Raw genomic sequence first — 17,970 nt, forward strand, 5'->3', positions numbered from 1 at the left:
CCCGGCGAGCCGGCAGGTCAGGGCAGTCGCGGGGCCTCGCAGCCGTGGGTGCGGGCCGAGTGGCGGGCGAACTTCGCCAGCGCCGCGCGCTCGTACGCCAGATCGGCCGCGGACGGCTTGCTGCGGCGCCCCCCGGCCCCGCCGGACCGGTCCTCCCGCCACGCCGTCCCGTCCCGGACCGTGAACAGCGCGGGGCCGCTCCCGTCCCGGCACACCGCGCTCGCCCAGTGGCCCCCGCCCGGCAGCCGGCCCGCCGGGGAGCCGCCGAGGCCCGGCCTGTCGTTGTACCTGCCGTGGTGGAGCCGGTCGTACTCCGCGTACGGGCCGTAGGAGGCGACGAGGTGATAGCGGCGTACCGGGTCCGTACGTCCGGTGTCCGGCAGGTCGGGCCGCTCGCCCGCCACGACGCACACCTCGCCGGGAGCGCCGGAGCTCGCGCTCTCCCACGCCCGGGGCAGCCGCCCGCCCCGGTCGGGGACGCCCCGGCAGGTCCCGGACGCGTCGGCGAGCGGCACGCTGTCGTCGGCGTTCACGGGGAGCGCCACCGTACGCGGCGGCTTGCCCAACTCGGCGTCGCAGCCCCACTTCGCCGACGCCTTCGCGGCCGTCGCGGTGGCGATCCGCGCGATGGCGGTGCGGCGTCGCGGGTCGTCCAGCGTGACGTCCTCGTCCTCCGCGGTGACGGTGACGAGGAGCGTGCCGCGGTCCCGGGCGCAGTCGAGGAGCGTCGCCGCGGTCGCCCCGCTGTCGGTGGAGTCGCCCGAGAAGCTCTCCCCGGTCGTGAACAGGCCCCGCCAGCCACCGCCGAGGCCCGCGGGCGGCAGCTCGGTGCTCGGCCGCGGGTACAACGGTCCTGCGGAGTAGCCGCGTGCGGCGTCGCGGTAGGCGGCCCCGTCCGCCGCGGTGTCGTCGCCGCGCCGCTCCGGCACGCGCTGCACGGTGACCTCGACCTCGGCCTCGTTTCCGTTGCCGCCCGCCACCTGCGCACCGTCGCCGCTCACGCTGCACGTGACGCCGCGTACATCGCCTCCGTCACCCCGGTCGGCTCGGTCACTTCCGTCACCCCCGCCGCTGTCCGAGTCCCGGTCCGCCGGCCACACGTCGATCCGGCCGGGTCCCGTCCCGAACGGCCCGTCCCCGAGCACGTCCCGCATCTCGCGCGAGGGCAGCACGCCGTCGCACGCCTCGTCGAGCACCCGCTGTGCCGCACGGCGTTCGTGCGGGCCGCCCCACCAGTAGTAGCCGCCCGCGACGAGGGCCAGGGCGACGAGCGCCCCGCAGGACGACAGGACCACGCGCCCCGTCCTCGTCCGCCAGGTCAGTCCCGCTCGCGCCACTCCGCCACCTCTCCCACGATCTCCGTCCTGCCGCACCGCGAACGGCGGGGCCACCCGTCGGTCGCCGCCAGATAGCGGTCGAGCACCGCTCGCGCCTGACGGGAGAGCCGCCGCTGGTCCTTCGGTTCGAGGACGGCCTCGTCCTCCCCCGGCGCCTGGTCGAAGTCGAACTCGGGCGTCACCGTCACCCGGTGGTACGTCGGCCCGGCCACGCACTCGGAGCGGGCCCACAGGGCGAGCAACGGGTCGTCGCCCGACCTCTCGACCGTCACGGGCTCGTCGTGCGAGACCGGCTTTTCGGGGTCGGGCACCTGCAGATCGCCCGCGTGGTCGTCGTAGGCGCCGCGGGCGAGGACACCCGACCAGCTCTCCGCGCCCGCCGCCACGACCGCGAGGTGGCCGGGGGACGAGCCCGTCGTGTCGTCCCACCGGCCGCCGCACGTGCCGGTGCGCCGGCTGTACGCCGAGTCGTTCCCGTCGAGGATCCACTGACCCGGTGCCAGCCGCAGCGCCTTCGGGGAGAGCCAGGCGCAGAGCTTCGGAGCCTTCCGCGGGGCGCCGCCGGGCGTGGTGCGCAGCGGCTCGCCGCCGCAACCCTGCTTGCGGGACACCCAGTTGGTGATTCTCGCCGCCATCCCGGCGGCGGCGAGCCGCTCCGCCTCCGGGGCGTCGCCCTCGTCCGCCTCGGACGGCAGCTCCACCGACACGAGCAGGTCCCGCGTCGTCCGGCCCCGCCCCCGCAGCCCCTGCGGGCAGTCGACGAGCAGGGAGGCCGTCGTCGTCGAGCCGCCGTCCCAGCGGTCCGCGGAGCCCATGCCGCCCACCGCGCCCGGCGGCAGGGGCAGGCCGAAGCCGCCCGTCAGCGCGGCCGGTGACGTACGGTCCGGGGCCGCCTCGGCCCGCACCCGCGCCCGCACGTCCCCGTCCGAGACGCTGCCGTCACCGCTCCAGGCCAGCGTGCAGTCGAGCAGCGCGCGGCTCTGCTGCCGGGGCCGCAGGATCGTCCCGAACTCGTCGAGCACCGCCCGCGCGTCGTCCGGCACGGACGCGTACGCCTCCTCCCGGAGCAGGCCCGCGCAGCCGCGCGCGACCAGTTCCCGGTTGGCGTCGAGCCGGTCCTCGCGCTCCTCGGCCCGCGACACGGCGACCCAGGTCACCGAGGACGCGGCCAGCACGGTCACCACCAGTGCGGCCGTCAGCCAGGTGCGCCGCCGCGCCGTACGCGACGCGCCTCCTCCGGGCATGGCGCTCCCCTTCCCCCGTGAACGGCACCATGATCGGAGTGGACGCTATCAATCCGCCCGGACCGCCCCGGCCGGGGACCCTTGTCGCCGCCCGGGCCGTCTGCTTGACTCCGCTCGCCGCACGCCCCCACATCGCTCCCCCGATCGCCCCGGAACGCCACGTACGTCGTCGTTGGAGGCCGTCATGGACGCCATGGACCCCTTGGAGACCTCGGACCCCTCGGACCCCTCGGAGATCACCCGCAGACGCCTGCTTTCCGCCCTGTCGGCCGCCGGCCTCCTGGCGGTGATTCCCGTGGCGGGCCCCGGGGGCCCGTCGGCCGCCGCCGCGAGCGAGGCGGGCCGCGCCCGGCTCCTCGCCAACACCGTGGCGGTCTTCGCCGGCACCGCCGCGACCAACGCGCGCCCCGAGACGGCCGCGAAGCTCGCCGCCGTCGAGCGGACCGCGCGGGCCAACCTGAAGGCGATGGACGACGCGGGCGCGGGCGAGCTCTTCGCGGGCCTGGTCCTCGGCACCGACGAGGCCAACCTGAACACCGCCTTCCGCAGGCTGTACGAGATCGCCCTCGCCACCCGTACGCCGGGCCTGCCCGCGGACCTGTACGGCAGCACGGCCGTGCGGCGCCGCGTGATCGACGGCCTGGCCTGGCTGCACGAGCGCTACTACGGGGACCAGTCCAGGGGCTACTACGGCAACTGGTTCCACTGGGAGATCGGCATCTCGCAGCACGTCAGCAGGACCCTCGTCCTGCTCGCCGACGACGTGGCCGCCCACCGCCCCGGCCTGCTGCCCGCCTACGTCGCCTCGATGGACGCCTACCTGCGCAACGGCACCGACGGCGACGTGGACCTCGACTCGCGCTTTCACACCGGCGCCAACCTCGCCGACATCACCACCAACCGGATACTGCAGGGCGCGCTCCTGGGCGAGCCCGGCGAGGCCCGGATCCGCAAGGCACTCACCGACCAGCTGACGGTCTTCCTCACCATCGACCCCTACCGGCTGCGGCACGGCGTGACGGACGGCCACTACGCCGACGGCTCCTTCATCCAGCACGCCTCCGTCGCGTACACGGGCTCGTACGGCAAGGGCCTCCTCACCCGCGTCGTACAGACCCTCAAGATCCTCGACGGCACCGGCTTCGCGCACGGCGAGGAGCTGGTGCCGACCGTGTACGGCTGGGTGAAGAATGGTTTCGCCCCGCTGATCTTCGAGGGCTGGATGATGGAGATCGTCAAGGGCCGGGCGGTGTCGCGCACCGACTCCGGGTACACCGACGTGGCGGTGGTCGTAGAGGCCGTCGTCGACCTCTCCTCACTCGCGACGGGCGCCGCGGCAACTGCCCTCAAGAGCTACGTCAAACACGTCAGGGCCACCTCGCGCACCGCCCTGGACCCGGCCCGCTTCGTCTCACCGGTCAGCGTCGTCCGCTACGCCGACATCCTCGGCGACACCACCGTCCCGCCCGCCGACCTCAACCCCGCCGCGCGCAGCGTCGCCTTCAACGCCATGGACAAGACCGTGCACCGCAGACCGGGCTACGCCTTCGCGCTCGCGCGGAGCTCCGGCCGGATCAGCAAGTACGAGTACATGAGCGGCGAGAACCTCATGCCGTGGTTCCAGGGCGACGGCGCGTACTACCTCTACCTCTCCGGCCAGGACCAGACCCGGGCGTACGGCGTCGACTACTACACCACCGTCTCGCCGTACGGCCTCGCGGGCGTCACGGCGCCGGCCGAACAGCGGCGCACCGTACCGGAGTTGTACGGCAAGCCGTTCTACGACAACCCCGGCCACCCCCTCCACTTCACCTCGTCCTCCGAGTCGCAGAACAAGTACGTCTACTTCCCGCGCGGCACCCACCGTTACTCGGGCGGCGCCGTCCTCGGCGCGTACGGCGCGGCGGGAATGGTGCAGTCCGACGACGCGGCGTACCGCGACCGCGCGCTGCTGCCCGACGACTTCGTGGTGTACCGGAACGCGACGGCGACGAAGTCGTGGTTCCTGCTCGACGAGGAGATCGTGGTGCTCGCCGCGGACGTCGGCGACAGCGCCGGGCGCGCCGTCACCACGACCGTCGACGCCCGCACCGCGGCCCCCGACGACCGGATCACGCTCACCGGCGTCCTCCGCGACGGCCGCCCCTGGACCGGCCCCGGCACCGCAGGACTGCGCTGGCTGCGCTACGCCAACGCCACGGAGGGCACCGCCGTCGGCTACGTCTTCCTCGACACCCCGCCCGTACGCGTCACCCTGGACCGCGTCACCCGCAGCCGCCGGGTCGTACGCACCGCCAACCCCGATACGAACGCGACGCGTTCGGTGTTCGCCGTCACCGTCGACGGGGCGGCGGGCGCCCGGCCCGCCCGCCTCGCCTACGCGCTGGTGCCGAACGCCGACGACGACCGATTGCGCGCCCACCGCCATGGGCCGCTCAAGGTCCTCGCCAACTCCCGGCGCCTGCAAGCCGTTTCCCACACCGGACTCGGCATCACGGCCGCCAACTCCTTCACCGAGGGGCGGCACGAGGCCGCGGGCCTGCGCGTGCACGGCCCCGCCTCGGTGATCGTGCGCCGCCAGGGGCGCCGCGTCTCCGTCGCGGTGTCCGACCCGACCATGGACCGGGACACCGTGACGGTCCTGCTCCCCGGCCGCCCCCTGCGGAAGCTCACCGCGGACCCGCGGGTCAGGGTGAGCGGGGCTCCCGGCGGCACCCGCATCGAGGTGGACACGCACCACGCGTACGGCAGAAGCTTCACGGCGACGCTGACCGAGTGAAGTCTGATACGCGCGGCGCCTTATGAGGTCCCATCAGTTGCTGTCGACGACGACACTGATGGCCTGCACCGGGCACGCCCGCGCGGCCTCCCGCACCAGGGGGTCGCCACCGCCGTCCTGGCGGCCGGGCAGCACCTCGCTGAGGCCGTCGTCGTCCTGCGTGAAGACGCTCGGCGCGGTGAGCGCGCACATGCCCGCGCCCACGCACCGGTCCCTGTCGACGTGAATCGTCACGTGTTCCAGCTCCACGGCCGCTCCCTACCAGGTGACGGGGAGTTCGAGCATCCCCTGGATCGTGTCGCCCGGCTTGAAGGGGATGTCCTCCGGGGGCGCCGCGAGGCGCAGCCCCGGCAGGCGCTCGAAGAGGGTCCCCAGCGCGATCTCCATCTCGGCCCGGGCGAGGTTCTGGCCGAGGCACTGGTGGATGCCGAAGCCGAAGGCGAGGTGATGGCGGTCGGCGCGGTGCCAGTCCAGATCCTCGGGACCGTCGTAGACCGTGCCGTCGCGGTTGATGAGGGAGGTGGCGAAGATGACGCCGTCGTGCGCGCGGATGGTGCCGGCCGAGGTCTCGATGTCCTCCTTCGCCACCCGCAGCAGCCCGTCCGCGATGGACAGGAAGCGCAGCAGCTCCTCGACCGCGGCCGGCATCAGCGGCGGATCGGCGCGCAGCCCGGCCCGCAGCTCGGCGAGCCGCTCGGGGTGCTGGAGCAGGGTGAACGTACCGAGGGAGATCATGTTCGCCGTCGTCTCGTGCCCGGCGATCAGCAGGATGGTGGCGAGCCTGACGAGTTCGTCCCGGTCCACCGTGCCCGCCGCGTGCTGCTGGTGGATCAGCTCGTCGAGCAGTCCGTCGCCCGGGTTCTCGCGCTTGTGGTCGAGGAGTTCGTGGAAGTACTCGTCCAGTTCCCGCCGCGCCGCCTCCGAGTCCTCGGCGGCGGGGCCGCGCAGCAGCCGCCGCGACTGCTCCTCGAAGAACTCGTGGTCGGCGTAGGGCACCCCCAGCAGGGCGCAGATCACCATCGAAGGTACGGGCAGCGCGAACGCGCTCACCAGCTCGGCGGGTGGCCCCTGTCCGACCATGTCGTCGAGGAGCAGGTCGACCGTCGCCTGGATCTGCGGGCGCAGGGCCGCGATGCGTTTGACGGAGAAGCTGGGGATCAGCATCCGGCGCTGTGCGTTGTGCTCCGGGTCGTCGACGCCGAGCAGGGCGACGCGGCGGTCGCGGAGCCGGGCGAAGCGTTCGGTGGGGCTGGGGAAGGCGGCGTTCTGGCGGTCCGCGGAGAGCCGCGGGTCGACGAGCAGTTCGCGCGCCGCGGCCCGGCCGGTGACCAGCCAGACGGAGCGGCCGTCGAAGAGGCTGACGCGGGAGAATGGCGGGTCGTCGCGCAGTGGGGCGTAGGCGGTGGGCGGGTGGTACGGGCAAGTACGGTCCTGAGGAAAGGCGATGGGCTCGACCGTCTCGGCCCCCACTTTCGGTCGCGGCTTCGGCTTCGGCTTCGGATTCGGCGTCGTGGTCTCCGGCATGGAAGCACCTCGCAAGTGCGGTTCGTCCCTGATCCACCTCCCATTGGATGGCTGGGGCAACTAACTCGTCCACGGCAAGACCGGCCAGATCGGCGCGATGCCACATCTGTCCGGAACGGCCCCCTCCGCTCAACCGGACCGCGTCGGCGGCCGTTTCCGCGGTTCTGAGGGCAGGCCGTGGCGTCGGGGTGCTGAGGCGGGTCCTGCGCAGGGGCGCCGAGACGCGTATCGGCGGCTGCGGATGAGCGGATTCCGGACGATTACGAGGAGTGCCGACTCTCGCCGGAGCCGGGACCGGCCCCGAACCCCCGTGCGAGGATTCTGGGACCATTCTGGGACCCGTGCGGCCACTGTGGAGGAAGAGAATGTTCGCGATACCCCTGGGGGACGGAGCCGAACTGCGGCCGCTGGAGCCCTGGCAGGCCGAGGAGTTCCTCGCGCACATGGACCGCGGCCGCGACTTCATCGGCCGCTACGTCGGACTCCCCGACATCACGGCCGACTTGGCCTCCGCGCGCGCCTGGCTCCAGGCGTACGCCGACAAGGCCGCCGCCGACACCGGCCGCCTGTACGGCATCCGGCTCGACGGGAGACTCGTCGGCGGTGTACTCCTCCGTACGTTCGACGCGGCGGCCGGCACCTGCGAGGCGGGCTGCTGGCTGGAACCGGACGCCACCGGACGCGGCCTGATCACCCGCGCGGTCCGCGTCGTCATCGACTGGGCGGTCGATGTGCGCGGCATCCACCGCGTGGAGTGGCTGGTGGCCCCCGAGAACACCCCGAGCGTCAACGTCGCGAAGCGGCTCGGCATGAGCCGTGAGGGACTCCGGCGCGAGGACGACCCCTACCAGGGCGTACGGCAGGACACCGAGATGTGGTCGGTACTGGCACCCGAGTGGCGCGCCGCGCGCGCCGCTCACGCCACGGACTGAGGCGGCCTCACATGGCCGACGGCGTCACGAACACCAGCTTCCGGCCCGGCCGGTCCGGCGCGTCCCGGACCGGCTCCACCGCATAGCCCTCCGAGGCCAGTTCCGCCTCGACCTCCGCGCGGTCGCGGAAACGCGGGCGCCCCGCTCAACTCCCGTCGCCCGGTGGGACCTTGTGGACGGTCGTGTCGTCGGGGTGCAGCCGTCGCCCGTCCGCGGACAGTACTTCGAGCGCGCGCAGAGGCTTTCCCTGCCGACGGTCGACCAGCTCCGAATGCGGTTCGCCGGGGGAGAAGAAGTTCTCCTCGCCCCACTGGCGCAGTGCCACGATGACGGGGAAGAGCGCCTCGCCCTTCGGGGTCAGTACGTACTCGCGGTAGGCGCTGCCGTCGGAGGCGGGCACGGATTCGAGGACGCCGCCGGCGACCAGTGCGCGCAGGCGCGCGGTGAGGATGTTCTTCGCCACGCCGAGGCTGCGCTGGAACTCCCCGAAGCGCCGGCTTCCGTCGAAGGCGTCCCGCACGATCAGCAGGGACCACCAGTCGCCGATCGCGTCGACCGACCGGGCGACGGGGCATTCGCTGTCGTCGAAGCGGGTCCTGGTCACCATGGTGACTGCCTCACTTCCTTCCTTCTGCTTCCCTCTGGTCCGGGCTTGTGGGCTGGTTGCAACATGCTACCAAGGCCGTTACCGTCGACGCAGTCACCACTGGTGGCAAGATGCAACCGATGTGCGGAGGGGTGCCCATGCCCGGCGACTGTGCGGCCGTGCCGCGACGGACCGGAACTCGGAGCGTGACCGAAAGAGAGAGCGGGGAAGGGCTCCCGCGGGTCCTGTCCCGGCGCCTCGTCGCCCTGTTCGCCGTCGCCTGCGGGGCCGCGGTGGCCAACGTCTACTTCTCCCAGCCGCTCCTGGTGACCATGGGGCACGACCTCGCCATGAGCCCGGCACTCGTCGGCAGCGTCGTCACCCTCACGCACGTCGGTTACGGCCTCGGGCTCTTCTTCCTCGTGCCGCTCGGCGACATGGCCGACCGCAGACGGCTCGTCGTGGCCCAACTCCTGCTCCTGGTGGTGGCGTTGGTCATGGTGGCCGCCGCCCGCTCGGCGGCGATGCTGCTCGCGGGCATGGCCGCCACCGGCCTCCTCGCCGTCGTCACGCAGACACTCGTGGCCTTCGCGGCGTCACTCGCACCCGCCGCTGAGCGCGGCCGGGTGGTCGGACTCGTCACCAGCGGCGTGGTCACCGGCATCCTGCTCGCCCGCACCGCGTCCGGCCTCATGGCCGATCTCGCGGGCTGGCGCTCCGTCTACGTCGCCTCGGCGACCCTCACCGCGCTGCTCGCCCTGGTCCTGTACCGCGTACTGCCGCGCCATGGCGACGCCCCACCGACGGCCCTGCGCTACGGCCAACTCCTGCGCTCCACGGTCACCTTGTTCGCGCGGGAACCGCTGCTACGCGTCCGCGCCCTGTTCGGCCTGCTCGTCTTCGCCGCGTTCAGCACCCTGTGGAGCAGCGTCGCGCTGCCGCTCAGCGAAGCGCCGTACTTCATGTCCCACACCGCAATCGGGGCGCTCGGCCTGATCGGCGTCGCCGGCGCCCTGGCCGCGACCGTGGCGGGCCGGCTGAACGACCGCGGGCTCTCCCGGCACACCACCGGCATCGCCCTGGCGCTGCTCGCCGTCTCCTGGCTGCCGCTGGCCTTCACCCGCGGCTCGCTCTGGGCCCTGGCCGCCGGAGTGATCCTCCTCGACCTCGCCGTGCAGGCGGTCCACGTCACCAACCAGACCCTGATCCACGCACTGCACCCGGACGCGGGCAGCCGGCTGATCGGCGGCTACATGGTCTTCTACTCGATCGGCAGCGCCACCGGCGCCCTCGCCGCGACCTCCCTCTACGCGGTGGCCGGCTGGGGCGCGGTGTGCGCACTGGGTGCCACGTTCAGCTGCCTCGGCCTCCTGCTGTGGGTGTGCACGCGGCACGACACGGCGGAGAGAAAAAAGCAGTGGTGCTCCGGGCCGGCGGCTGGCTAGGCTCCGGGGTGTTGCCAGGGGGCCGGTCGGCCGACTGGTCCGTAGAAGCTGTGCTGGAACTGGAGGTGTAGACCGATGGCTGTCGACGCGACGGGCGCTGCCCGCATCCGGAAGTTCGTCAAGTCCACCTCCGTGGCCTCCGGCTGACCTGAATCCTTCCGCGCCGACAGTGTGCGCGGATGCCGGGGCCACCCCTGTGAAGGGTTCCCCTTGTCTTCCTCGTCTTCTCCGTCCTCCCTGTCTTCCTCTTCTCTTGCTTCGTTCTCCTCGCACACCTCCTCCCACCCCCTCGCCCCGTACGGCTGGGACGCGGACTGGGAGAGCGAGTTCGCGCCGTACGCGGCGCGCGGCCTCGTGGCCGGGCGCGTCGTCCGGGTCGACCGCGGGCAGTGCGACGTCGTCACCGCCGACGGAACCGTGCGGGCCGACACCGAGTTCGTCACCCCGCGCGACCCGCTGAAGGTCGTCTGCACCGGTGACTGGGTCGCCGTGGACGCGGACGGCGCCGACCCCCGTTACGTACAGGCGTATCTGCCGCGGCGTACGTCGTTCGTACGGTCCACCTCGTCCAAGCGGTCCGAGGGGCAGGTCCTCGCGGCCAACGTGGACCACTCGATCATCGCGGTGCCGCTCGCCGCGGAGCTCGACCTCGCGCGGATCGAACGGTTCCTCGCCCTCGGCTGGGAGTCGGGCGGTCAGCCCGTGGTCGTACTCACCAAGGCCGACCTCGTGCCGGACGCCGTCACGCTCGCCCACCTCGTCGAGGACGTGGAGACCGCGGCGCCCGGCGTGCAGGTGCTCACCGTCAGCTCCGCGACCGGGGAAGGCGTCGACGTCCTCGCCGCCGTCGTCTCCGGCGGTACGTCGGTGCTGCTCGGCCAGTCCGGCGCCGGCAAGTCGACGCTCGCCAACGCGCTCGCCGGGGCCGACATCATGGAGGTCCAGGCCATCCGTGACGTCGACGGCAAGGGCCGCCACACCACGACGACCCGCAACCTCATCCTGCTGCCCGGCGGCGGGGTCCTCATCGACACGCCGGGGCTGCGCGGGGTGGGCCTGTGGGACGCCGAGGCCGGCGTCGGGCAGGTCTTCTCCGAGATCGAGGAGCTGGCGGGCGGCTGCCGGTTCCACGACTGCGCCCACGCCGCGGAGCCCGGCTGCGCCGTGCTCGCCGCCGTCGAGGACGGCACGCTGACCGAACGCCGCCTCGACAGCTACCGCAAGCTGATCCGCGAGAACCAGCGCATCGTCGCCAAGACGGACGTGCGGGCCCGCGCGGAGATGCGTCGTCAGTGGCGGCTGCGGGGGGCGGAGGGGCGGGCGGCTCTGGACATCAAGCGGGGGCGCTTGCGCTGAGCTTGCGCGGTGCGCGGTGTGTGTGGGGGGGCGTGGGCCGTGGGGAGCTGCGGGTTCGTCGTGGCTGGGCGCGCAGTTCCCCGCGCCCCTGGGGCTGCGCCTCGGGGCGTCGCCCCCCTCCATGTCCGAATTCCGCCAGCCCGCCCCGGCTCCACCGCCCCACAATGGACCCGTGATCGATGAAGAGACCAGGTACGAGGCCGTGCGGAGTCGGGATGCCCGGTTCGACGGGGAGTTCTTCTTCGCTGTCGAGACGACCGGCATCTACTGCCGGCCGAGCTGCCCCGCCGTAACCCCCAAGCGGCAGAACGTCCGGTACTACACCACCGCGGCCGCCGCCCAGACCTCCGGCTTCCGGGCCTGCCGCCGGTGCAGGCCGGACGCCGTGCCCGGCTCCGCCGACTGGAACGTACGCGCCGACGTCGTCGGCCGTGCCATGCGCATGATCGGTGACGGCGTCGTCGACCGCGAGGGCGTCCCGGGGCTCGCCGTGCGCCTCGGGTACAGCGCCCGGCAGGTGCAGCGCCAGCTCACCGCCGAGCTGGGCGCCGGCCCCGTCGCCCTGGCGCGGGCACAGCGCGCGCACACCGCCCGCGTGCTGCTGCAGACCACCGACCTGCCGGTCACGGAGATCGCGTTCGCCGCCGGATTCGCCAGCGTCCGGCAGTTCAACGACACGATCAGGGCGGTGTACGCGCTGACACCGACCGCCCTGCGCGCCGCCGCGCCCAGACGCGGTGCCGCCCGCGCCACCCCTGCCGCCGGCATCCCGCTGCGCCTCGCCCACCGGGGCCCCTACCGCGCCGACGCCGTCTTCGACCTGCTCGCGGGCGAAGCGGTCGCCGGGATCGAGGAGGTCACCGGCGGACGGGACGCCCGCACCTACCGGCGTACGCTCCGGCTGCCGTACGGCACCGGCATCGTGGCCGTCGAGGAGGCGCGCGCCGACGGGCCGGGCAGCGGCGGGGCCCTGCACCGCGGCGGCTGGCTCGACGCCCGGCTGCACCTGACCGACCTGCGCGACCTCACCACCGCCGTCCAGCGCCTGCGCCGCCTCTTCGACCTGGACGCCGACCCGTACGCCGTGGACGACCGGCTCGGCGCCGACCCCCGGCTCGCCCCGCTCGTCGCCGCCCGGCCCGGCCTCCGGTCGCCGGGCGCCGCCGACCCCGACGAGTTCGCGGTGCGCGCGCTGGTGGGGCGGGAGGGGGCCGAGCGGCTCGTGGCGCGGCACGGCAAGGTGCTCGACGCGGCGTGCGGGCGGCTCACCCACGTCTTCCCCGGACCGGCCGCGCTGGCCGCCGAGCCGGGCCCGCTGGGCGCGCTTGCCACGGCGCTCGCCGACGGCTCCCTGCGCCTGGACGCGGGCGCGGACCGCGACGACGCGGAGGCGGCGCTCCGCGCCCTGCCGGGCCTGGATGCGAGGACGGCCGCGGTCATCCGGATGCGGGCCCTCGGCGACCCCGACGTCGCCCTGCCCGGCGCGCCGGAGCCGCCGAGGGACGCCTGGCGTCCGTGGCGCTCCTACGCCCTGCGCCACCTGTCCCTGCCGCCGGCCCCCGCCGATTCTTAAGAGCGCCTCTCATCCAGGAGAGGGAGACTGCGGCATCGCCACCCGAATGCCCGAATGCCCGAATGCCCGAATGGTGGAGGTGCCCATGGCGCACACGCGTATCCGCCGAGCCGTGATCGCCGCGGCCGCCGCGGCCGTGCTGGCCGGTACGACCGGAGCGGCCTTTCCCACGGATCACCGAAAGCCCGCCGCCGTCGTCCAGGAGGCTCCCGCACCGCACGGTCCCGGAGGCGGCGCCCACAAGCTCATCAGGGACCAGATCGACATCGACCTGACCGAGGAGGAGCGGCACCGGCCGGAGTGACGACGGCCTGGGTGACGGCGGCTCAGCCCCAGATGAGCACCCCCAGCCACGCCCCCAGGATCAGCAGGCACGCGAACAGTTCGGCCAGGACGCTGCTGCCGCCCGCCCGCATGGCCGTCCGCGTCGCGGTCACCGCCTCGCCGTGGCCGCCGAGCCGCAGCCGTTCGCCGGCGTAGATGCCGCCGATGAAGCCGGGGATCGCCCCGATCACCGGCAGCACGCAGAAGCCGATGAGCGCGCCGGCGCCGGCGAAGACGCCCATGCGGCGGGTGGCGCCGGACTCGCGGAGCCGTCGGGGCGGCAGCTGCCAGCGCACGGCCTGTGACGCGAGCAGTACGGCCGTGGCGCCGACGAGGACGCCCCAGGCGAGACCGTTCGGGTCGTACAGCGTCCACCAGAGGACGGCGGCCCACACGAGCCACGACCCCGGTACGCCGGGCACCAGCACTCCGCACAGGCCGAGCAGCATCACCACACCGACCAGCAGGAGTTCCCATGCTCCCATCTGTCCAGAGTGCAGGAGGCGCGGTGAAACCGCAGGTCAGGTTTGCCGCGGAGGGCCACTCGCGGGCGGCCTGGGGCGCCGCGCCACCCAGTCGCGCTCGTACGCGTGCCAGCCCAGCTGCAGCCGCGTCGTCACGCCCGTCAGCTCCATCAGGCGCTTCACCCGGCGCTGGACCGTGCGCAGCCCCAGCTCCAGCTGTTTGGCGACGCTCGCGTCCGTCAGTCCGGCGAGGAGCAGCGACAGGATTTCCAGGTCGGTGCCGTCCGGGCCGTCGGGGCCGTCCTCGGTGAGCGTGCCCCCGTCCTCGCCGAGGCGCAGCGGCAGCGCTTCCCGCCACACCGCCTCGAAGAGGCCCGTCAGCGATTCGAGCAGGCCGCTGGCGTGCACGACGAGCGCGGCGGGCTCCGCCGTGCGCGAGGTCAGCGGCACCATCGCGAGGGAGCCGTCGGCGATCACCAGCTTGGTCGGGACGCGGTCCACCACCCGCACCCGCTCGTCGCGGCCGATCGCCGTCGTCAGCTCGACCAGGCCCGTCGGCAGGTCGAGGACGGTGCGCTCGATCACCACGCGGTAGCGCACCCCGCGCCCGGCGGCCTGCTCCTCGGCGCTGTTCTCCATGCCGGTGACGGCGACGGGGCTGCCGGTCACCAGCGCGCACACCTCGTCGCTCGCGCCCAGCTGCAGTTGGAGGAAGCGCTGCGATACGGCGGCCGCGCCGGTGACCACCTCGACCAGGTCGTGGACGGCCGGTTCGGCGGCCTGCGCGCGGTACTCCTCGGCGAGCAGGGTCGCCGCGAGCTCGGCCTTCTCCAGTTCGTGCCGCCGCTGGGTGAGGAGCGCGCCGAGCGCGACGCCGGGCGGCGCCGCCACCCAGCGGCCCGCCCTGCCGGACGCCTGCGCGGCGAGACCGTGCCGCTCCAGGCGGCGCAGCGTCCGCTCGGTCTCCGGTTCGCCGAGGGAGAGCCTGCGCGCGAGGTCCGCCACGTCGGCGGCGCCCACCGAAACCAGCGCCCGGTACGCCGACTCGTGCGTCTCGTCCAGACCGATCGCTGCCAGCATGCGGCGACCTCCCTCCCCGGGACATCATCCCCGCACCACCCGTGACTCCGGAACGCCGAGGTCGTCGACGAGGACGATTGAACCCACCTCGACTGGGAACGCGGGTCACGAGCACGATGATTCGCTCACAGAAGCGAATCAACTCCAGCCCCGCCGGGCGGTCCTCCTGTGGGGGGTGGGTCCGCCCGGCGGTCCTCACCGTCCCCACCGTCCCCGGAATGGCCGGAATTTCCGGATGCACCGTTTTCGTACGGCCTCCGCGGTGGAAAATAAGGGCATGAGCCAGCAGGGGGACACACCCACCGGGCGCGACGACGACTGGTGGGGACAGCTGTACGACGACTCAGCGCCGGACACGGGTCCGGCGCCCGCGCCGGACACTCTGGACGACAGGTTCGCCTCGGCGGCAGACACCCTGAAGACGGACTTCCCCGCCCCACGCGCCCCGGAGCCCGCTCCCCGCATCCCGGAGCCCGCCTCGCCCACTCCGGCGAGCGAGGTCTTTGCGGATGCGGACGGTGATGCGGACGGCATCGAAAGACCCGGCGACACGGGCGTCGGGTACGTGGGCGACGGACCTCCCACCTATGAGGCCGAGCCCACCGTCCTGCCCGCCGCCGACCCGGACGACCTCGCTGATCTCGTCCCCGACACCGTGCTCGAAGGCGCGCGGTACGGGGGCAGCACGCTGCGCGCCGCCTCCGTGCGCGGGGACTCCGCCCGCTACCGGGGAGAGCCGCGCCGCGACGCCCTGCTCACCGCCCGCTTCGGCACCGGCGACGACGCCCTCGTGCTCGTCGCCCTGGCCACCGGCGCCCGCGCGGCCCCGGGAGCGCACCGCGCCGCCGCGGAGGCCTGCGCGTGGATCGGCCGCGCCGTGGGCCGCAGCCACCGGCGGCTCGCCGAGGACATCAGGGCCGCCCGGCGCGGCGACCTCAAGTCGGGTCTGCACCGCCTCACCGACCGCAGCCTCGGCAAGCTCCGCGCACACGCCGCCGACCTGGGCCTGGAGCCGGAGGAGTACGCGGCGTCCCTGCGCTGCCTGCTCCTGCCGGCCGATCCCCGGTGCCGTACGCGCGTCTTCTTCGGCGTCGGCACGGGCGGCCTCTTCCGGTTGCGGAGCGGCGAGTGGCAGGACATCGAGCCGCGCGTCGCCGACACCACCGGCGACCCCGTGGTCGGCTTCGGCTCGCTGCCGCCGCAGCCCCCGGACGCGGACCGGCTGACCATGGACCTCGGCATCACCACACCCCCCAGCCCCTACGAGCCCGCTCCCGAACCGCCGCGCGACCCCTTCCGTTTCCGCGCCTCGGTCGCCCGCCCGGGTGACACGCTCGTCCTGTGCAGCGGCGGCCTCGCCGAGCCGTTGCGCGGCGAGCCCGAGCTGGCCGAACACCTCACCCGCAGATGGGAGAAGACCGGTCCGCCGGGCCTCGCCGCCTTCCTGGCCGACATCCAGGTCAGGGCCAAGGGGTACGCCGACGACCGGACGGCCGCCGCGGTCTGGGAGGCATGACCGCCGCACCTGTGAATTCATGGACCCGGGGGACCGGTTCACCGTGTCGAGAGGTGCGTACAGCATGGCCAAGCAGAACGTCGCCGAGCAGTTCGTCGACATCCTCGTCCGCGCGGGCGTGCGGCGGCTCTACGGAGTCGTCGGCGACAGCCTCAACCCGGTCGTGGACGCCATCCGCCGCACCAAGGAGATCGACTGGGTCCAGGTGCGGCACGAGGAGACCGCCGCCTTCGCGGCCGGCGCCGAGGCCCAGATCACCGGCAGGCTGGCCGCCTGCGCGGGCTCCTGCGGCCCGGGCAACCTGCACCTCATCAACGGCCTGTACGACGCGCACCGCTCCATGGCCCCGGTCCTCGCCCTCGCCTCGCAGATCCCCTCCAGCGAGATCGGCCTGAACTTCTTCCAGGAGACCCACCCCGACCGGCTCTTCCAGGAGTGCAGCCATTACTGCGAGCTGATCTCCAGCCCGAAGCAGATGCCCCGGCTGCTCCAGACCGCCATTCAGCACGCCGTCGGCCAGAGCGGTGTCAGCGTCGTGTCGCTGCCCGGCGACATCGCCTCCGAGCCCGCCCCCGAGAAGGCCGCCGAGACCGCGCTGGTCACCTCCCGTCCCACCGTGCGCCCCGGTGACGAGGAGATCGACAAGCTCGCCAGGATGATCGACAAGGCGGGCAAGGTCACCCTCTTCTGCGGCAGCGGCACGGCGGGCGCGCACGCCGAGGTGATGGAGTTCGCCGAGAAGATCAAGTCGCCGGTGGGCCACGCCCTGCGCGGCAAGGAGTTCATCCAGTACGACAACCCGTACGACGTGGGCATGAGCGGTCTGCTCGGCTACGGCGCCGCGTACGAGGCCACCCACGAGTGCGACCTGCTCATCCTGCTTGGCACGGACTTCCCGTACAACGCCTTCCTGCCGGACGACGTGCAGATCGCCCAGGTCGACGTGCGCCCCGAGCACCTCGGCCGCCGCTCGAAGCTGGACCTCGCCGTCTGGGGCGACGTGCGCGAGACGCTCCGCTGCCTGATCCCGCGCGTCTCCCCGAAAACGAACCGCAAGTTCCTCGACAAGATGCTCAAGAAACATGCGGACGCTCTCGAAGGCGTAGTGAAGGCCTACACCCGCAAGGTCGACAAGCACGTCCCGATCCACCCCGAGTACGTCGCCTCGGTCCTCGACGAGATCGCCGCCGACGACGCCGTGTTCACCGTCGACACCGGCATGTGCAACGTCTGGGCGGCCCGCTACCTCACCCCCAACGGCAGGCGCCGCATCATCGGCTCGTTCAGCCACGGCTCCATGGCGAACGCGCTGCCGCAGGCGATCGGCGCCCAGTTCGTCGACCGGAGGCGTCAGGTCGTCTCGGTGTCGGGCGACGGCGGCTTCTCGATGCTGATGGGCGACTTCCTCAGCCTCGTCCAGCACGACCTGCCGGTGAAGGTCGTGCTGTTCAACAACTCCTCCCTGGGCATGGTGGAGCTGGAGATGATGGTGGCGGGGCTGCCCAACTACGGCACGGCCAACCACAACCCCGACTTCGCCGCCGTCGCCCGCGCCGCCGGGGCCTACGGCGTCCGCGTGGAGAAGCCCAAACAGCTCGCGGGCGCCCTCAAGGACGCCTTCTCGCACAGGGGCCCGGCCCTCGTCGACATCGTCACCGACCCGAACGCCCTCTCCATCCCGCCCAAGATCAGCTCGGACATGGTGACGGGCTTCGCCCTCTCCGCCAGCAAGATCGTCCTGGACGGCGGCGTGGGCCGGATGCTCCAGATGGCCCGCTCCAATCTTCGGAACGTGCCGAGGCCGTGACGC

15 protein-coding genes are annotated in these 17,970 nt (G+C 73.2%); 8 read left to right on the forward strand and 7 right to left on the reverse strand.

Annotated elements, in window-relative coordinates; all coding sequences use genetic code 11:
- Positions 1 to 17: 17 nt before the first annotated feature.
- Complete coding sequence (locus ACI2L3_RS33670) at positions 18 to 1,337, reverse strand: hypothetical protein (RefSeq protein WP_404756203.1); 1,320 nt, start codon at positions 1,335 to 1,337, stop codon at positions 18 to 20.
- The gene (locus ACI2L3_RS33675; protein WP_404756204.1) at positions 1,319 to 2,581 is read right to left on the reverse strand and encodes a hypothetical protein; all 1,263 of its coding nucleotides are present in this window, start codon (positions 2,579 to 2,581) and stop codon (positions 1,319 to 1,321) included. Before ACI2L3_RS33675 ends, ACI2L3_RS33670 begins: the two co-directional genes overlap by 19 nt.
- 184 nt (positions 2,582 to 2,765) lie before the next feature.
- On the opposite strand from ACI2L3_RS33675, the gene ACI2L3_RS33680 reads away from it, so the two are divergent.
- On the forward strand, positions 2,766 to 5,360 hold the full coding sequence (locus ACI2L3_RS33680; RefSeq protein WP_404756205.1) for a polysaccharide lyase family 8 super-sandwich domain-containing protein: 2,595 nt from the start codon (positions 2,766 to 2,768) through the stop codon (positions 5,358 to 5,360).
- Positions 5,361 to 5,393: 33 nt separating this feature from the next.
- On the opposite strand, the gene ACI2L3_RS33685 is transcribed toward ACI2L3_RS33680, so the two are convergent.
- Both ACI2L3_RS33685 and ACI2L3_RS33690 read right to left on the reverse strand, forming a co-directional pair.
- The gene (locus tag ACI2L3_RS33685) at positions 5,394 to 5,609 is read right to left on the reverse strand and encodes a ferredoxin (protein WP_404756206.1); all 216 of its coding nucleotides are present in this window, start codon (positions 5,607 to 5,609) and stop codon (positions 5,394 to 5,396) included.
- 9 nt (positions 5,610 to 5,618) lie between these two features.
- Positions 5,619 to 6,884 (reverse strand): cytochrome P450, encoded by a 1,266-nt coding sequence (locus tag ACI2L3_RS33690; RefSeq protein ID WP_404756207.1) that lies wholly within the window; start codon positions 6,882 to 6,884, stop codon positions 5,619 to 5,621.
- Between the two features lie 365 nt (positions 6,885 to 7,249).
- Between ACI2L3_RS33690 and ACI2L3_RS33695 the strand changes: the two genes are divergently transcribed.
- On the forward strand, positions 7,250 to 7,816 hold the full coding sequence (locus ACI2L3_RS33695; RefSeq protein ID WP_404756208.1) for a GNAT family N-acetyltransferase: 567 nt from the start codon (positions 7,250 to 7,252) through the stop codon (positions 7,814 to 7,816).
- Positions 7,817 to 7,961: 145 nt separating this feature from the next.
- Here the strand turns inward: ACI2L3_RS33695 and ACI2L3_RS33700 are convergent, their stop codons facing one another.
- Positions 7,962 to 8,423 carry a winged helix-turn-helix transcriptional regulator gene (locus ACI2L3_RS33700; protein ID WP_404756209.1) on the reverse strand — a complete coding sequence of 154 codons (462 nt, stop codon included), beginning with the start codon at positions 8,421 to 8,423 and terminating at the stop codon, positions 7,962 to 7,964.
- A gap of 137 nt (positions 8,424 to 8,560) precedes the next feature.
- On the opposite strand from ACI2L3_RS33700, the gene ACI2L3_RS33705 reads away from it, so the two are divergent.
- The 4 genes from ACI2L3_RS33705 to ACI2L3_RS33720 all read left to right on the forward strand — a co-directional run bounded on the left by ACI2L3_RS33705 (position 8,561) and on the right by ACI2L3_RS33720 (position 13,080).
- Positions 8,561 to 9,847 carry an MFS transporter gene (locus tag ACI2L3_RS33705; protein ID WP_404756210.1) on the forward strand — a complete coding sequence of 429 codons (1,287 nt, stop codon included), beginning with the start codon at positions 8,561 to 8,563 and terminating at the stop codon, positions 9,845 to 9,847.
- A 210-nt stretch (positions 9,848 to 10,057) separates the two neighbouring features.
- The gene (rsgA, locus tag ACI2L3_RS33710) at positions 10,058 to 11,203 is read left to right on the forward strand and encodes a ribosome small subunit-dependent GTPase A (protein ID WP_404756211.1); all 1,146 of its coding nucleotides are present in this window, start codon (positions 10,058 to 10,060) and stop codon (positions 11,201 to 11,203) included.
- A 121-nt stretch (positions 11,204 to 11,324) separates the two neighbouring features.
- Positions 11,325 to 12,776: a DNA-3-methyladenine glycosylase 2 family protein gene (locus ACI2L3_RS33715; protein WP_404756212.1), complete on the forward strand. Its 1,452-nt coding sequence runs from the start codon at positions 11,325 to 11,327 to the stop codon at positions 12,774 to 12,776.
- A gap of 85 nt (positions 12,777 to 12,861) precedes the next feature.
- Entirely contained in the window at positions 12,862 to 13,080 is a 219-nt protein-coding gene (locus ACI2L3_RS33720; RefSeq protein WP_404756213.1) for a hypothetical protein, read from the forward strand.
- Positions 13,081 to 13,102: 22 nt separating this feature from the next.
- Here the strand turns inward: ACI2L3_RS33720 and ACI2L3_RS33725 are convergent, their stop codons facing one another.
- Together ACI2L3_RS33725 and ACI2L3_RS33730 are read right to left on the reverse strand one after the other, a co-directional pair.
- A complete protein-coding gene (locus ACI2L3_RS33725; protein ID WP_404756214.1) occupies positions 13,103 to 13,585 on the reverse strand; it encodes a DUF456 domain-containing protein in 483 nt (160 codons plus the stop codon).
- Between the two features lie 36 nt (positions 13,586 to 13,621).
- Entirely contained in the window at positions 13,622 to 14,644 is a 1,023-nt protein-coding gene (locus ACI2L3_RS33730) for a helix-turn-helix domain-containing protein (RefSeq protein WP_404756215.1), read from the reverse strand.
- Positions 14,645 to 14,921: 277 nt separating this feature from the next.
- On the opposite strand from ACI2L3_RS33730, the gene ACI2L3_RS33735 reads away from it, so the two are divergent.
- On the forward strand, positions 14,922 to 16,160 hold the full coding sequence (locus ACI2L3_RS33735; protein WP_404756216.1) for a protein phosphatase 2C domain-containing protein: 1,239 nt from the start codon (positions 14,922 to 14,924) through the stop codon (positions 16,158 to 16,160).
- Between the two features lie 64 nt (positions 16,161 to 16,224).
- The gene (locus ACI2L3_RS33740) at positions 16,225 to 17,967 is read left to right on the forward strand and encodes a pyruvate dehydrogenase (RefSeq protein WP_404756217.1); all 1,743 of its coding nucleotides are present in this window, start codon (positions 16,225 to 16,227) and stop codon (positions 17,965 to 17,967) included.
- Positions 17,968 to 17,970: the final 3 nt, after the last annotated feature.

The sequence above is a fragment of the Streptomyces sp. NPDC029674 genome (genome assembly GCF_044903205.1).
In the GTDB taxonomy this organism is placed as follows: Bacteria; Actinomycetota; Actinomycetes; order Streptomycetales; family Streptomycetaceae; genus Streptomyces.

Excerpts from the sequence above, each read along its gene's own strand:
- ACI2L3_RS33725 (WP_404756214.1), bottom strand. The coding sequence starts at position 13,585 with ATGGGAGCATGGGAACTCCTGCTGGTCGGTGTGGTGATGCTGCTCGGC.
- ACI2L3_RS33690 (WP_404756207.1), bottom strand. The coding sequence starts at position 6,884 with ATGCCGGAGACCACGACGCCGAATCCGAAGCCGAAGCCGAAGCCGCGA.
- ACI2L3_RS33715 (WP_404756212.1), top strand. The coding sequence starts at position 11,325 with ATGTCCGAATTCCGCCAGCCCGCCCCGGCTCCACCGCCCCACAATGGA.
- ACI2L3_RS33740 (WP_404756217.1), top strand. The coding sequence starts at position 16,225 with ATGGCCAAGCAGAACGTCGCCGAGCAGTTCGTCGACATCCTCGTCCGC.
- ACI2L3_RS33720 (WP_404756213.1), top strand. The coding sequence starts at position 12,862 with ATGGCGCACACGCGTATCCGCCGAGCCGTGATCGCCGCGGCCGCCGCG.
- ACI2L3_RS33695 (WP_404756208.1), top strand. The coding sequence starts at position 7,250 with ATGTTCGCGATACCCCTGGGGGACGGAGCCGAACTGCGGCCGCTGGAG.
- ACI2L3_RS33735 (WP_404756216.1), top strand. The coding sequence starts at position 14,922 with ATGAGCCAGCAGGGGGACACACCCACCGGGCGCGACGACGACTGGTGG.
- ACI2L3_RS33675 (WP_404756204.1), bottom strand. The coding sequence starts at position 2,581 with ATGCCCGGAGGAGGCGCGTCGCGTACGGCGCGGCGGCGCACCTGGCTG.
- ACI2L3_RS33700 (WP_404756209.1), bottom strand. The coding sequence starts at position 8,423 with ATGGTGACCAGGACCCGCTTCGACGACAGCGAATGCCCCGTCGCCCGG.
- ACI2L3_RS33680 (WP_404756205.1), top strand. The coding sequence starts at position 2,766 with ATGGACGCCATGGACCCCTTGGAGACCTCGGACCCCTCGGACCCCTCG.
- ACI2L3_RS33705 (WP_404756210.1), top strand. The coding sequence starts at position 8,561 with ATGCCCGGCGACTGTGCGGCCGTGCCGCGACGGACCGGAACTCGGAGC.
- ACI2L3_RS33730 (WP_404756215.1), bottom strand. The coding sequence starts at position 14,644 with ATGCTGGCAGCGATCGGTCTGGACGAGACGCACGAGTCGGCGTACCGG.